General features: G+C 70.9%; 11 protein-coding genes and 1 riboswitch. Of the genes, 6 read left to right on the plus strand and 5 right to left on the minus strand.

Features of this window, described 5'->3' with window-relative positions; genetic code table 11:
• Window positions 1–101 precede the first annotated feature (101 nt).
• From CFB46_RS12780 to CFB46_RS12790, 3 genes are read left to right on the plus strand one after another with little or no spacing between them, the layout of a single operon-like run.
• Entirely contained in the window at window positions 102–1,403 is a 1,302-nt protein-coding gene (locus CFB46_RS12780; RefSeq protein WP_089500419.1) for a CitMHS family transporter, read from the plus strand.
• A gap of 37 nt (window positions 1,404–1,440) precedes the next feature.
• Entirely contained in the window at window positions 1,441–2,607 is a 1,167-nt protein-coding gene (locus CFB46_RS12785; protein ID WP_089500168.1) for an acyl-CoA dehydrogenase family protein, read from the plus strand.
• A gap of 53 nt (window positions 2,608–2,660) precedes the next feature.
• Window positions 2,661–3,404: an IclR family transcriptional regulator gene (locus tag CFB46_RS12790; RefSeq protein ID WP_089500420.1), complete on the plus strand. Its 744-nt coding sequence runs from the start codon at window positions 2,661–2,663 to the stop codon at window positions 3,402–3,404.
• Window positions 3,405–3,506: 102 nt separating this feature from the next.
• Here the strand turns inward: CFB46_RS12790 and CFB46_RS12795 are convergent, their stop codons facing one another.
• The 5 genes from CFB46_RS12795 to cobG all read right to left on the minus strand — a co-directional run bounded on the left by CFB46_RS12795 (window position 3,507) and on the right by cobG (window position 9,654).
• Window positions 3,507–4,862 (minus strand): chitinase, encoded by a 1,356-nt coding sequence (locus tag CFB46_RS12795; protein ID WP_089500169.1) that lies wholly within the window; start codon window positions 4,860–4,862, stop codon window positions 3,507–3,509.
• 353 nt (window positions 4,863–5,215) lie between these two features.
• Window positions 5,216–6,937 carry a precorrin-3B C(17)-methyltransferase gene (gene cobJ / locus CFB46_RS12805; RefSeq protein WP_089500171.1) on the minus strand — a complete coding sequence of 574 codons (1,722 nt, stop codon included), beginning with the start codon at window positions 6,935–6,937 and terminating at the stop codon, window positions 5,216–5,218.
• Window positions 6,934–7,668: a precorrin-2 C(20)-methyltransferase gene (locus tag CFB46_RS12810; protein ID WP_089500172.1), complete on the minus strand. Its 735-nt coding sequence runs from the start codon at window positions 7,666–7,668 to the stop codon at window positions 6,934–6,936. The genes cobJ and CFB46_RS12810 overlap by 4 nt, the downstream gene beginning before the upstream one ends.
• On the minus strand, window positions 7,665–8,291 hold the full coding sequence (locus CFB46_RS12815; protein WP_027784449.1) for a precorrin-8X methylmutase: 627 nt from the start codon (window positions 8,289–8,291) through the stop codon (window positions 7,665–7,667). Before CFB46_RS12815 ends, CFB46_RS12810 begins: the two co-directional genes overlap by 4 nt.
• A complete protein-coding gene (gene cobG / locus CFB46_RS12820) occupies window positions 8,284–9,654 on the minus strand; it encodes a precorrin-3B synthase (protein WP_027784450.1) in 1,371 nt (456 codons plus the stop codon). The genes CFB46_RS12815 and cobG overlap by 8 nt, the downstream gene beginning before the upstream one ends.
• A gap of 107 nt (window positions 9,655–9,761) precedes the next feature.
• Window positions 9,762–9,950: riboswitch (cobalamin riboswitch) on the minus strand.
• A 217-nt stretch (window positions 9,951–10,167) separates the two neighbouring features.
• Between cobG and cbiE the strand changes: the two genes are divergently transcribed.
• From cbiE to CFB46_RS12835, 3 genes are read left to right on the plus strand one after another with little or no spacing between them, the layout of a single operon-like run.
• Window positions 10,168–11,430 (plus strand): precorrin-6y C5,15-methyltransferase (decarboxylating) subunit CbiE, encoded by a 1,263-nt coding sequence (gene cbiE, locus CFB46_RS12825; protein WP_089500421.1) that lies wholly within the window; start codon window positions 10,168–10,170, stop codon window positions 11,428–11,430.
• Window positions 11,430–12,518 (plus strand): cobalt-precorrin-5B (C(1))-methyltransferase, encoded by a 1,089-nt coding sequence (locus CFB46_RS12830; protein WP_089500173.1) that lies wholly within the window; start codon window positions 11,430–11,432, stop codon window positions 12,516–12,518. The genes cbiE and CFB46_RS12830 overlap by 1 nt, the downstream gene beginning before the upstream one ends.
• Window positions 12,515–13,246, plus strand: a complete 732-nt coding sequence (locus tag CFB46_RS12835) for a cobalt-precorrin-6A reductase (RefSeq protein ID WP_089500174.1) — start codon at window positions 12,515–12,517, stop codon at window positions 13,244–13,246. The genes CFB46_RS12830 and CFB46_RS12835 overlap by 4 nt, the downstream gene beginning before the upstream one ends.
• The last annotated feature ends 10 nt before the right edge of the window (window positions 13,247–13,256 follow it).

Genomic DNA, 13,256 nt, shown 5'->3' on the forward strand with positions numbered 1-13,256 from the left:
GGCGCATGGCCGTGCGCGCCGACACATCATCATTCGCACATCACGCCGGCCCGCGCGTCGACACGCACCGACATGCGCACCGGCTGAAGAGGAGACGCATCATGCTCGCATGGATCGGCGCGGTCGCCATCGTCGCGCTGTTCGGCCTGATCATCACGAAGCGGCTGTCGCCGCTCGTCGCGCTGATCGTCGTGCCGGTGGCCGCGTCGCTCGCGGCCGGTTTCGGGCTGCAGACCGGCAAGTTCGTCGTGCACGGCGTACAGAACATCGGCCCGATCGCCGGGATGTTCGTTTTTGCAATTCTATTTTTCGGAATCCTCACCGATGCGGGGATGCTCGACCCGATCATCGCCGGCGTGCTGCGCGTGATCGGCTGCCATCCGCCGCGCATCGTGATGGGCTCGGCGCTGCTCGCGCTGCTGATCCATCTCGACGGTTCGGGCGCGGTCACGTTCCTCGTCACGCTGCCCGCGATGATGCCGCTCTATACACGTCTCGGGATGGATCGCCGCATCCTCGCGTGCGTCGCGTCGATGGCGGCCGGCGTCAACTTCCTGCCGTGGGTCGGGCCGATGCTGCGCGCGTCCGCCGCGCTGCACATTCCGGGTTCGGCGATTTTCACGCCGATGATTCCGGTGCAGATCGTCGGGCTCGCGTTCGTGTTCGGCACCGCCTACGTGCTCGGCGTGCGCGAGGCGAAACGGCTCGGGCTCGACCGCGCCGGCGCGGCGTCGCTCGCGATCGCGCCGCGCGAGCTGACCGACGCCGAACGCATGTTGCGCCGGCCGGGACGATTCGGGATCAACGTCGCGCTGACGCTCGTCGTGCTCATCACGCTGGTGTCGGGCATCGTCGACCCGATGGTGATGTTCATGCTCGGCACGGTTGCCGCGCTCGTGATCAATTACCCGGACGTACAGGCGCAGCGCGAGCGGATCGACGCGCATGCGAAGGCCGCGCTGATGATGGCGAGCGTGCTGCTCGCGGCCGGTGCGTTCACGGGCATCATGTCCGGCACCGGGATGCTGAAGGCGATGGCCGAGGTCGTCGTCGCGCACGTGCCGGTCGAGCATGCGCGCCACATGCCGTTCGTGCTCGGGCTGCTGTCGATGCCGCTCAGCCTGCTGTTCGATCCCGATTCGTTCTACTTCGGCGTGCTGCCCGTGCTCGCGGAAAGCGGCAAGCTGCTCGGCGTGCCGCCGATCCAGATGGCGCAGGCCGCGCTGCTCGGCCAGATGACCACGGGCTTTCCGGTGAGCCCGCTCACGCCCGCGACGTTCCTGATCGTCGGCCTGACCGGCGTCGAGCTCGCCGAGCATCAGAAATTCACGATTCCGTTCCTGTTCGCCGCCACCGTGCTGATGGTATTCGTCGCGGTCGCGACGGGCGTGTTTCCATTGTGAGCGGCGCGGCCGTTCACGCTTGCCGGGAGAGCAGTCCATGCAGTTCGATCTGACCGACGACCAGCGCGCGATCGAAAGCGCGATCGAGAAAATCTGCGAGCGCTTCGGCGACGACTACTGGCTCGAACGCGATCGCGCGGGCGGGTTTCCGGCCGATTTCCACGCGGCGCTCGCCGATGCCGGCTGGCTCGGCATCGCGATGGATCCGGCTTACGGCGGCGCCGGGCTCGGGATGACCGAGGCGGCGCTGATGATGCGCACGATCAGCGCATCGGGCGCCGGGCTGTCGGGCGCGTCGGCCGTCCATATGAACATCTTCGGGCTGAACCCGGTGCAGGTGTTCGGCAACGACGCGCAGAAGGCGCGCTTCCTGCCGCCGCTGATCGCCGGACGCGACAAGGCGTGCTTCGCGGTGACCGAGCCCGACGCGGGCCTCGACACCACGCACCTGACCACGCAGGCGCGCCGCGACGGCGATCACTACGTACTGAGCGGGCGCAAGATCTGGATTTCGACCGCGCAGGTGGCGAACAAGATGCTGATCATCGCGCGCACGACGCCGCTCGACCAGGTCGCGAAGCCGACCGACGGGCTGAGCCTGTTCTATACCGACCTCGACCGTTCGTGCATCGAAGTGCGCGAAATCGAGAAGATGGGCCGCAAGGCGGTGGATTCGAACATGCTGTTCATCGACAACCTGCGCGTGTCGCGCGACGACCTGATCGGCAACGAAGGCGACGGCTTCCGCTATCTGCTGCACGGCTTGAACCCCGAACGGATCCTGATCGCCGCCGAGGCGATCGGGTTGGGGCAGGCCGCGCTGCGCCGCGCGACGCAGTATGCGTGCGAGCGCGTCGTGTTCGGCCGGCCGATCGGGCAGAACCAGTCGATCCAGCATCCGCTCGCGCAGGCGTGGATGCAGCTCGAGGCCGCGTGGCTGATGGTGATGAAGGCCGCGACGCGCTACGACGCGGGCCAATCGTGCGGCGCGGAGGCGAACGCGGCGAAATACCTCGGCGCGGAAGCCGCGTTCCAGGCCTGCCAGACGGCGATCGCGACGCACGGCGGGATGGGGTATGCGAAGGAATACCATGTCGAGCGCTACCTGCGCGAGTGTATGATTCCGAGGCTCGCGCCCGTGAGTCCTCAACTGATCCTGTGCTACATCGCGGAGAAGGTGCTCGGGCTGCCGAAGTCGTACTGATGCGCGGCGGCTCGCCCCGCGCGCGGTTTCCCGTTCCGAATCAAGCGCTCGTCATGGACGTCAAACTCGTTGCCCGCACGCTCGACCTGTTCGAGCTGTTCGCCGCCGAACGGCGGCCGCTGCCGCTGACCGAACTCGCGCGCCTGCTCAATGTGCCGGCGTCGAGCTGCCTCGCGATGGCGCGCACGCTCGTGAGCCGCGGTTATCTGTACGAAGTGCGCAAGCGCGGCGGCTACTATCCGACACGGCGCCTGCAGACGGTCGCCGCCGCGATCGACGCGACCGATCCGGTCGTCGACATCGTCCATCCGCACCTCGTCGCGCTGCGCGACGCGAGCCGCGAAACCGCCGTACTCGGCAAGATCCAGGGCGCGTCGGTCACGTACCTCGACGTCGTCGAATCCGAGCAGGCGATCCGTTATACGCGCCAGCCGGGCGAGCTGCGCCCGCTGCATGCGAACTCGATCGGCAAGGCGATCTTCGCGGAACTCGCGAGCGATGCGCAGCAGGCGCTCGGCGCGCAATTGCCGTTCGAACGCTTCACCGACGCGACGGTGGCCGACCTGCCGGCGCTCGTCGCGCAGACCGCGCGGTTTCGCGAACTCGGCTGGGCGGAGAACTTCGGCGAGAGCGCGCCCGAGCTGTCGGCGATCGCGGTCGCGCTGACGCTCGACGGCGACTGGTACGGTCTGTCGGTCGTCGGGCCGACCGAGCGGATTCGCCAGCATCGCGACACGCATGCGGCGCTGCTCGTCGACGCGAAGGCGCGGCTGCTGGCCGAGCACGCGCGCGGGTAGGGCAGCGGCGCCCGCCGAAGACGGCAGCGGGCCGTCGCCGGCGTGCGGTCCTGCCACGCCGAAAACGACCCGCCGCGCGTCACGCGCCAGCCCGTCGCGACGTCACGACTTCACCCACACGCCGCCCGCGCTCGGGTTGTCGCCCTGCGTCCACCATTTCGCGCAATACTTCGCGCCCTGGTACGTCACGCACGTGCCGCCCGAGTAGGCGGTCGTCGCCGACCACGTGGGCGTGCCGCCGCCGACCGGCTTCCACACGGCCGCCTGGCCGGGCACGTCGCCCTGCGTCCACCATTGCGCCTGATACGTCGTGCCCTGGTAGGTGACCGTCGCGCCGGCCGTATAGACCTGACCGGCCGCCCACGGTGCGCCCGGCTGCGGCGTGCCGCCGTCCGAGCCGCCGCCGTAGTTCGGATCCTGCGTCACGCCCGCTCCCCACTTGCCATCGAGCTTCTTGAAGATCGCCGCGAACGCGTACGGCTGCTGCGCGACGCCCGAGCAGGTCGGCGACGCATACGTGCCGCCGGACGGGCACGCCTGATCGCGGCCGACCGACCAGTTGCCGAAGAAACCGTAGCCGTTCGCGACTGCCGCGTTCAGCACGGTCTGCGCATTCGCGAGCGTGAACGTTTCGCCCTGCACGTCGTTTGCGCCGATCATCGGCGTGACGCCGACCATCTGCCACAGCTGCGCATTGGTTTTCGGCTGGCCGGCCGACTTGAACGCCGTGTCGAGCTGCGAGTAGAGCGCCTGCGCGGCGCTGATCGCCGCGGCGCCCATGTCGAGGTTCGCCGGGCCGTAATCCATCGCCATCACGTTGACCGCATCGAACGCGGTCTTGTTCGCGATGGCCGCGTTGACGACGTTCACGCCGTCCTGCGTGAGCCCGGTCGGCATCGTCGGCAGCGTCAGCGTCACGTGCAGCGGCTTGCCCTTCGCCGCGTAGTCGGCCTGCAGTTGCGCGACGGCCTGGAAGTTGCGCGCGACCGCCGCCGTGTCCTGCTGCGACGCGCCCTCGATGTCGAAGTCGATATGGGTGAGGCCGTACGTATCGATCACCGTCTGGTATGCGGTTTTCAGCGCGGGGACCGTCGAGCACGCCTGCATCAGCGGCGTGCCGTTCGCACCGCCGAACGACACGGCGACTTCGCCGCCTTTCGCGCGGTAGCTCGCGATCGACGTGGACAGTGCGGTCAGCAGGCCGCCGCTCGCGCCGTTGCCGATCGGCTGCACGCCGCCCCACGACGGCGCGCAGCCGTTGCCCGCGACCACGAACGCGAGCGTGAACTGCTGGATGCCCTGCCGCACGCCGATCTGATCGACCAGCGGTGTCGGATAAAGCGTCACGTCGACATAGGGCGCATAGACGCCGGCACCTTGCGACACGCTCGCCATCGCGAGCAGACAACCCGCGGCAAACGCACGCGGAACGAAACGCGGCAACACATTGTTGTTCATTCTGTGTTCTCCAAGTGGAAGAGGGATACGCTGGCCTGCGTATCGCCGCCGACGGGGCAGGCACGTGCCCCGTCGGCGGCGTGCCTATCTTGGAGGATTCGCGGCGAATAGGGAATTTAGGTGTTCTTCTTTTTGTTATTCGATTCCGGATACGTAACGAACTTGCCGATTCGGTCGCATTTCGAAACGCAGGGCGGGCACTTTTTCCGACCGATTGCGCGACGCGGTGCGCATGGACCGGTTCCAGCGAACCGGCGACGCGCCGGCATGCCGATGACCGGCGCGCGCGTATTCGCATTCACGCGAGAGCGCCGCCGGATGCGGTATGCGCGCCGCGCCCGGCGCGGCGGCATTCAGCGATACCAGCGCGGCGTATAGACCCATTCGCGAGCGTTGCCGATCGCGAAGCGCCGCGTCGTCGACGAGCCGACGATCACCATCGTGCGCATGTCGACCTGGTCGCCGCGTAGCGCGCCGAGGGTCGTCGTCGAAAGCGTCGCGCCCGGCCGGCCGATGTCGCGGCCGAGCACGACCACCGTGTCGGCCGCACGATGCGTGCGCACGATATCGAGCGCGCGGTCGAGCTGCCACGGCCGCGCGCGCGAAATCGGGTTGTAGAAGGCCATCACGAGATCGGCTTGCGCCGCATGCCGCAAGCGTGTCTCGATCACGTCCCACGGCTTCAGGTTGTCCGACAGCGAGATCGCGCAGAAGTCGTGGCCGAGCGGCGCGCCGGCCTGGGCAGCCGTCGCGAGCGACGCCGAGATGCCGGGCTCCACGCGCAGGTCGACCGCGGCCCATTGCGGGTCGCGCGCTTCGTCGAGCGCTTCGAGCACGGCCGCGGCCATCGCGAACACGCCGGGGTCGCCCGACGATACGACCGCGACGCGCCGGCCCTCGGCCGCCAGTTCGAACGCATGGCGCGCGCGCTGCATTTCCTCGCGATTGTCGGTGCCGTGCACGCGCTGGTCCGCCCGAAACGGGCCGGCCATGTTCACGTAGGTCGTATAGCCGAGGATGTCGGTCGCGTCCGCGAGCGCCATGCGCGCGGCCGGCGTGAGCCATGCGGCCCCGCCCGGGCCGAGACCGAGCACCGTCAGGCGGCCGCGGGCGCGGCCGAGCGTGGCCGGGTCGACCGGATGCGACGCGACCGCGCACGCGAGACCGTGCGATGCCGCACGCATCGTGTAGGTGACGCGCAACGCGCGGCCGAGCAGCGTGGCGGCGTCGGCATCGGCATCGGCGGCCGCGTCGCGCTCGCCATCGATGAAACGCAGCGGCACGTCGAGCGTGCTCGCCGCTTCTTCCAGCGCGGGTTCGCCGATCGCCGACACCGGCGCGACGATGGCCGCGAGCGCCAGCCGCGCGAGGCCCTGCGCGTCGAGCGCGGCTGCGATGCGCGCGGCCAGCGCGTCGTCGGCATGCACGGCATCCGCGGCGACGCCGACCACCACGCTGCGCGGATGAATCACGAGTTCGTCGCGCGCGCCGCGCCACGCATCGGGCGTCACGCGAATCGCGTGCGCCGCCGCGGCATCGCGCGGCAGCGCAACCGCGTCGAGCCAAGGCGCGGCGCCGTCGATGCGCGTCGACGCGCCCGCGAGCAGGTCGGACACGAAGCGCTTGCCCTGCGCGAGATCGGCGAGCGCATAGCCTTCCGGCGGATTGAGCACGCACGCGCCGAAGCGCAGTTCGCCGCTCGTCGTGATCGACGGCGCGACGCCGACGCATTCGGCAATGTCGCGCGCGATCGCGTTGACACCCGTCAGCCCACCGAGCAGCGGCACGACGGCCGAACCGTCCTCCGCGACCGCGAGCACCGGCGGCTCGACGCCCTTGTCGGCGAGCGCGGGCGCGAGGCAGCGGATCACGATGCCGGCCGCGCACAGCGCGACGATCGGCAAGCCGCGCGCATAGAGTTCGCGCAGGTGCGCGCCGAGTTCGTCGAACGGCACGTCGGCGTCGACGCGCGATGCGAGCCCGTGCACACGGGCGCCCGGGTAACGCGCCTGGATCCGTCGCGCGGTATCGAGCGCGCCCGCGCCGAGAATCACGATCGCGGGCGGTGTCGTCATCCTTGCCATTTTTCCCCCGGCACGACGAGCAGCGAGAAATACGGCGACGCCATCGGATCGACCTCGTCGAGCGGCACGATGCGCTGGTTCGCCATCGTCGCGCGCTCGACGTACAGCGTGCGCTTCGCGAGCCCGAGTTCGTCGAGCACGCGCCGCACCTTGTCGAAATTGCGGCCGAGCTTCATCACGACCGCCGCATCGGCCCGCGCGAGCCGCTCGCGCAGTTCGTGCTCGGGCAGCACGCCCGACAGCACCGACAGGCTCTGGTTGCGATAGACGAGCGGCTGGCCGAGCACGGCCGTGCCGCCGAGCATCGCGCACACGCCCGGCACGACCTCGGTGTCGTAGCGCGGCGCGAGGCGGTCGTGCAGGTACATGTACGAGCCGTAGAAGAACGGGTCGCCTTCGCAGATCACCGCGACGTCACGGCCTGCATCGAGGTGCGCCGCGACGATCTCGGCCGCGGTGTCGTAGAAATCGGCGATCACCGTCTCGTAGCACAGCGGCGGCGGCAGCGCCTCGGTCGTCACCGGATAGACGAGCGGCAGTTGCGTCTGCCCGTCGAGCAGGTACGCTTCGACGATGCCGTACGCGTTGCCTTTCTTGCCCTTCGCGACGAAATACGCGACCACGGGCGCCGCCTGCAGCACGCGTAGCGCCTTGATCGTCATCAGTTCGGGATCGCCGGGGCCGACCCCGACGCCGAACAGCCGTCCGCGCGCGCTCGTCATTCGACCTCCGTTGCCAGCGCATTGACCGCCGCGGCGGCCATCGCACTGCCGCCGCGCCGGCCGAGCAGCGCGACGTACGGCACGCCGCGGCTGTCGGCATCGAGCATCGCCTTCGATTCGGCCGCGCCGATGAAGCCGACCGGGAACCCGACGATCAGCGCGGGGCGCGGCGCGCCGGCATCGATCATGTCGAGCAGATGGAACAGCGCGGTCGGCGCATTGCCGATCACGACGACGCTGCCCGCGAGATGCGGGCGCCACAGTTCGAGCGCGGCGGCCGAACGCGTGGTGCCGAGGTGCCGCGCGAGGTCGGGCACCTCCGGCTCGCCGAGCGTGCAGATCACGCGGTTGGCCGCAGGCAGCCGCGCGCGCGTGATGCCTTCGGCGACCATCCTCGCGTCGCACAGGATCGGCGCGCCGGCCGCGAGCGCCGCGCGGCCGGCCGTGCCGGCACCGTCCGAGAAGCGCAGGTCGTACACGACGTCGACCATCCCGCACGCGTGGATCACGCGCACCGCGAGTTTCTCGAGGTCGGGCGGAACCCGCGACAGGTCGGCCTCGGCGCGAATCGTCGCGAACGACTGGCGGTAGATTTCCTGCCCGTCGCGAATGTAGTCAAGCATCGGTGGTGTCCTGGCTGTGCCGCGCGTCCATGAGTCGGACCGCGACCTGGTCAATCGTCAGATGGCGCGCGAGGGGGGCGCCGAGGCCCGCGGCCGCGTCGCGCCGGTAAAGGTCGTAATGCGCGGGCGCCACCGCGACGAGCGTATGTGCGGCCGGGTGCGGCAGCGCGCAATGGCGCTCGCATCCGGTCAGATGCACGTCGAGCGGATGGCCGACGCGCGCGGCGAGCGCGCGCGCGTCGTGTTTCGTGTCGGCGCGCGCTTTCGCGCAGCCCGTGCTGCCGGTGCAGGCGACGAGCGTCGCCAGCGGGTCGGTCGAGGTGCACACGAGGCCGAGCGACGCGAGTGCTTCGCGCGTCGCGGCCGCGCGCGCGTTCGGCACGCCGTGCATGAACACGCCTTGCCACGGCGTCATCGACAGCGTGCCGTCGCCGTCGGCTTCGGCCAGTGCGGCGAGCTGCGCCAGTTGCGCCGCGTCGAGCCGCCCGAGCGCGAATTGCGCGCCGATGCTGCAACGCGCCGTATCGCGCGACGGGTGCGCGCCGAAACGCAACGCAGGGTCGACACGCGTGCGCCGCCACGCGGCAAGCGCCGGATCGGCCGCGAGCGGGAAGGGCAGGTAGTGCCGGGCGCGCTCGAGCAGCGCGCGTTCGCCGCACGTCGCAAGCAATGCGCGCATCCGCGTGACGTCGGCCGGCGCGAGATCGAGGAACGCGAGCAGCAGCGCGCGAACCAGTGCCACGCCCTGATCGGCCGACACGTCGACCGAAGCGGGCCGGTCGCCGCGCGCCATCGGCGGACAGCCGGCCAGCCCCGCCGCGAGGCGTACCGCGCCGTCGCCGCGGCGCCACGCGGCCAGCCAGATGTCGTGCGGATGATCGAGCGCCGCGACCGTTTCGCCGCCGTCGAGCTGGATCGAGAATTTCGGTGACAATTCGCCGCGGCGCGGCTCGCTCGCCAGCATGTCGAGCAGCGGCACGGCGAGCGCGTAGCTATCGACGAGGGCGGCGGGGTCGTGCCCGGCAAGCGGGCTCACCATCACGTTGCGGACGTCGTCGCTCGCTGCGAGCGAGGCCGTGTCGACCGCATCGGCCGTGGCGTCGTCAGCGCTTGTGCGCGGGCCGAGCCCCGCATCGAGCAACGCGCGCATCAGCGCATCGGCCACGCCGTCGCGAATGCCGCGCAGCTGGAGATTCGCGCGATTGGTCGCATCGATCGCGCCGGACCCGTACAGGCGCGCGGCGGCGGCGATCGCGCGCGCCTGGCGCGCGTGGAGCCGGCCGCCCGGCAGCTTGATCCGGCACAGTCCGCCATCGGCGGCCGCGACCACGCGCGCGAGCCCCGGGCAGGCCGACGGGCGCACGACGGGCGACGCAGGAATCGAATCGGGAGCGGAACTCAACGGGATACCGGAACAGTGTGGCGCCGCGGCCAACGCATCGGTACACCCCGCCCGACGCCGACTGGCACGCACGCACTTTCTGGCCGGCAGGTCTCCTGGCTGACAGGTCGGCGCCGGCTCCCGGCCTTCCCGGTGAAACCAGTGGCATGAGGGGGATCGGCTCGCTGTCTACAGTTGCGGGGGCAGCCACAGCGGCGCGCGAGGCGCCCTGTGTTCCCTCTTCGGCCCCGAAGGGCACCGGCGAACGAACGGCCGTAGGATACCCGATTTCGGCCACGATTCGCGATCGGCTGGCGGTTCGCGGCGGGCGAAGCCGGCAACGGTCGGGCGCGAACGGGCGGGCAGATGAAACGCGGGGTGGAACACGGTACCATGCCGTTTTTTGCAATGCGGACGACCGCATCGGCGCTGGCCGCATCGGCGCTTTCACGGCCGAGCGGCGACACGATGAAATCGAACGATGGGGAAGGATGCATGACGGCGTGGCTGACGGTAGTGGGCATCGGCGACGACGGTTACGCGGGGCTCGGACGCCACGCGCGGCGCGCGCTGCTCGGCGCGACGCACGTGGTCGGCGCGAAACGGCATCTCGACATGCTGCCCGCGCGGCTGCGGGCGACGCGCGAAGCATGGCCGTCGCCGTTCGACCTGTCGGGGCTGCTCGCGCGCCGCGGCGCGCCCGTGTGCGTGCTCGCGAGCGGCGACCCGATGCTGTTCGGCGTCGGCGCGACGCTCGCCCGCGCGCTTTCTCCCGACGAATGGCGCGTGCTGCCCGCGCCGTCGTCGCTGTCGCTCGCGGCCGCCCGCCTCGGATGGGCGCTGCAGGACGTCGGCGCCGTGTCGCTCGTCGGGCGCCCGCTCGCAATGCTGGCCCGCCACCTGCTGCCGGGCCGGCGCCTGTTCGTGCTGAGCGCCGACGGCCGCACGCCGGCCGCCGTCGCGGCCGAACTCGCCGCTCGCGGCTTCGGGCCGACGCGCGTCAGCGTGTTCGAACACCTCGGCGGCCCGCTCGAACGACGAATCGATGGCCTCGCGCAAGACTGGAGCGTCGCCGAAACGGCCGCGCTCAATCTCGTCGCGCTCGACTGCCGGGCGGCCCCGGACGCGCCGCGCCGCGCGCTCACGCCCGGCCTGCCCGACGACGCGTACCGCCACGACGGCCAGCTCACCAAGCGCGACCTGCGCGCGATGACGCTCGGGCGCCTCGCACCCGCGCCCGGCGAACTGCTGTGGGACGTCGGCGCGGGCAGCGGCTCGATCGGTATCGAATGGATGCGCGCGCATCCATCGTGCCAGGCGATCGCGATCGAAGCGCATGCGGAGCGCCAGCGCTTCATCGAACACAACCGCGATACGCTCGGCGTGCCGGGCCTGCAACTCGTCGCGGGCCGGGCGCCCGATGCGCTTGCGGGGCTCGCCGCGCCCGACGCGATCTTCATCGGCGGCGGCGCGACGGCGCCCGGCGTGCTCGACGCCTGCTGGGCGTCGCTGAAACCCGGCGGGCGGCTGGTCGCGAACGCGGTCACGCTGCAGGGCGAGATGGCGCTCGCCGCGTGGCGCGATGCGCATGGCGGCACGCTCACGCGCGTGTCGCTCGCGCATGCCGAACCGCTCGGCCGCTTCGACACGTGGCGACAGCCGCTGCCGGTCACGCTGTACGACGTTCGCAAGCCCGACGCGGCCGACTCGTCGACCATGTCGAATCCGTCGAACGCAACGAACCCAATGGACGCGTGATGCGCGACGAAACCCCCGAACGGCCCGCGCCGCTGCGCTTCGGCTACACGACCGGCAGCTGCGCGACCGCGACGTCGCTCGCTGCCGCGCGGCTGCTGCTCGCGGGCCGCGCAGACGACGCGGTCGAGATCGTGCTGCCGAAGGGGCAGCGCGTGATGATGCGGCTCGAATTCTGCCGCGCCACCGTCGACGGCGCCGAAGCCGGCACGATCAAGGATGCCGGCGACGACCCGGACGTCACGCACGGCGCGCTGATCTTCGCGCGCGTCGCGCTCGCGACGGCGCCCGGCGTGCGCTTTCATGCGGGGCCGGGCGTCGGCACCGTCACGCGCGCGGGCCTGACGCTGTCGGTCGGCGAACCGGCGATCAACCCGGTGCCGCGCCAGATGATGACCACGCACCTGGAAGCGCTTGCCGCCGAGCAGGGCTACGCGGGCGGCTTCGACGTGACGATCGGCGTCGACGGCGGCGAGGCGCTCGCGCTGAAGACGATGAACCCGCGCCTGGGCATCGTCGGCGGGCTGTCGATCCTCGGCACGACCGGCATCGTGCGGCCGTTTTCGTGTTCGGCCTATATCGCGTCGATTCATCAGGGCATCGATGTCGCGCGGGCGAACGGCATCGCGCACATCGCCGCCTGCACGGGCAACGCGAGCGAGGACGCGATGCGCGCGCACTACCGTCTGCCCGACATGGCGCTGATCGAGATGGGCGATTTCGCGGGCGCGGTGCTCAAGCACCTGCGGCGCGCGCCGGTCGCGCGCCTGTCGATGTGCGGCGGCTTCGGCAAGCTGAGCAAGCTCGCGGCCGGCCATCTCGACCTGCACAGCCGCCATTCGAGCATCGACCTGCCGCTGCTCGCGCAGTGGGCGGCCGAAGCCGGCGCGAGCGATGCGCTGCAGGCCGCGATGCGCGCCGCGAACACGAGCCAGGAAGCGTTGAAACTGGCGCGGGCCGACGGCGTGCCGCTCGGCGATCTCGTTTGCGCGCACGCGTTGCAGGTGGCGCGCGACATCGTGCCGCCGTCGGTCGCGGTCGAGATGTTCGCGATCGACCGGCAGGGCCGCTTCGTCGGGGAGGCGCGATGAGCCCGCGCATCCTGCTGCTCGGCGGCACCGGCGATGCGCTGAAAATCGCGCGCGCGCTTGGTCCGCATCATGTCTATAGTCTCGCCGGCCTCGGCAAGACGCCCGACGACTTGCGCTGCGACGTGCGCGTCGGCGGTTTCGGCGGTGCGGCGGGGCTGACCGCATATCTTCGCGACGCCGGCATCGGCCTCGTGATCGACGCAACGCATCCGTACGCCGCGCAAATCAGCGCGAACGCGGCGGCGGCCACGCGCGATGCAGGCGTGCCGCTATGGGCGCTGCGCCGTGCGCCGTGGACGCCGCAACCGGGCGACGACTGGCGCATGGTCGACGACTGGGCCGGCATCGAGGCCGCGCTTGCCCCGTTCAAACGGCCGCTGTTCACGCTCGGCCGCGAACCGCTCGCGCATCTCGATGCGATTCCGCCGCACCAGTTCTGGCTCGTGCGCTGCCTCGATGCCCACCCCGGCAATGCCCGCGCGCAGGTCGTCGCCGCGCGCGGGCCGTTCACGCCCGACGGCGAGCGCACGCTGTTCGCGCTGGCGGGTATCGACGTCGTCGTCAGCAAGAACAGCGGCGGCGCGGCCACCGAGGCCAAGCTCGACGTCGCGCGCGAACGCAGGCTGCCGGTCGTGATGCTGCGCCGGCCGCCGCTGCCCGATGCCGATCGCGCGTTCGACTCGGTCACGGCGCTCGTCGACGCACTCGATCCGGCCGCGCGCGCCTGACGCGACGCAG

Origin of the sequence: Burkholderia sp. HI2761 (assembly GCF_002223355.1) — a bacterium.
Classification (GTDB): domain Bacteria; phylum Pseudomonadota; class Gammaproteobacteria; order Burkholderiales; family Burkholderiaceae; genus Burkholderia.

Excerpts from the sequence above, each read along its gene's own strand:
- CFB46_RS12785 (WP_089500168.1), top strand. The coding sequence starts at position 1,441 with ATGCAGTTCGATCTGACCGACGACCAGCGCGCGATCGAAAGCGCGATC.
- CFB46_RS12790 (WP_089500420.1), top strand. The coding sequence starts at position 2,661 with ATGGACGTCAAACTCGTTGCCCGCACGCTCGACCTGTTCGAGCTGTTC.
- CFB46_RS12795 (WP_089500169.1), bottom strand. The coding sequence starts at position 4,862 with ATGAACAACAATGTGTTGCCGCGTTTCGTTCCGCGTGCGTTTGCCGCG.
- CFB46_RS12780 (WP_089500419.1), top strand. The coding sequence starts at position 102 with ATGCTCGCATGGATCGGCGCGGTCGCCATCGTCGCGCTGTTCGGCCTG.
- CFB46_RS12810 (WP_089500172.1), bottom strand. The coding sequence starts at position 7,668 with ATGACGAGCGCGCGCGGACGGCTGTTCGGCGTCGGGGTCGGCCCCGGC.
- cobJ (WP_089500171.1), bottom strand. The coding sequence starts at position 6,937 with ATGACGACACCGCCCGCGATCGTGATTCTCGGCGCGGGCGCGCTCGAT.
- CFB46_RS12815 (WP_027784449.1), bottom strand. The coding sequence starts at position 8,291 with ATGCTTGACTACATTCGCGACGGGCAGGAAATCTACCGCCAGTCGTTC.
- cbiE (WP_089500421.1), top strand. The coding sequence starts at position 10,168 with ATGACGGCGTGGCTGACGGTAGTGGGCATCGGCGACGACGGTTACGCG.
- CFB46_RS12830 (WP_089500173.1), top strand. The coding sequence starts at position 11,430 with ATGCGCGACGAAACCCCCGAACGGCCCGCGCCGCTGCGCTTCGGCTAC.
- CFB46_RS12835 (WP_089500174.1), top strand. The coding sequence starts at position 12,515 with ATGAGCCCGCGCATCCTGCTGCTCGGCGGCACCGGCGATGCGCTGAAA.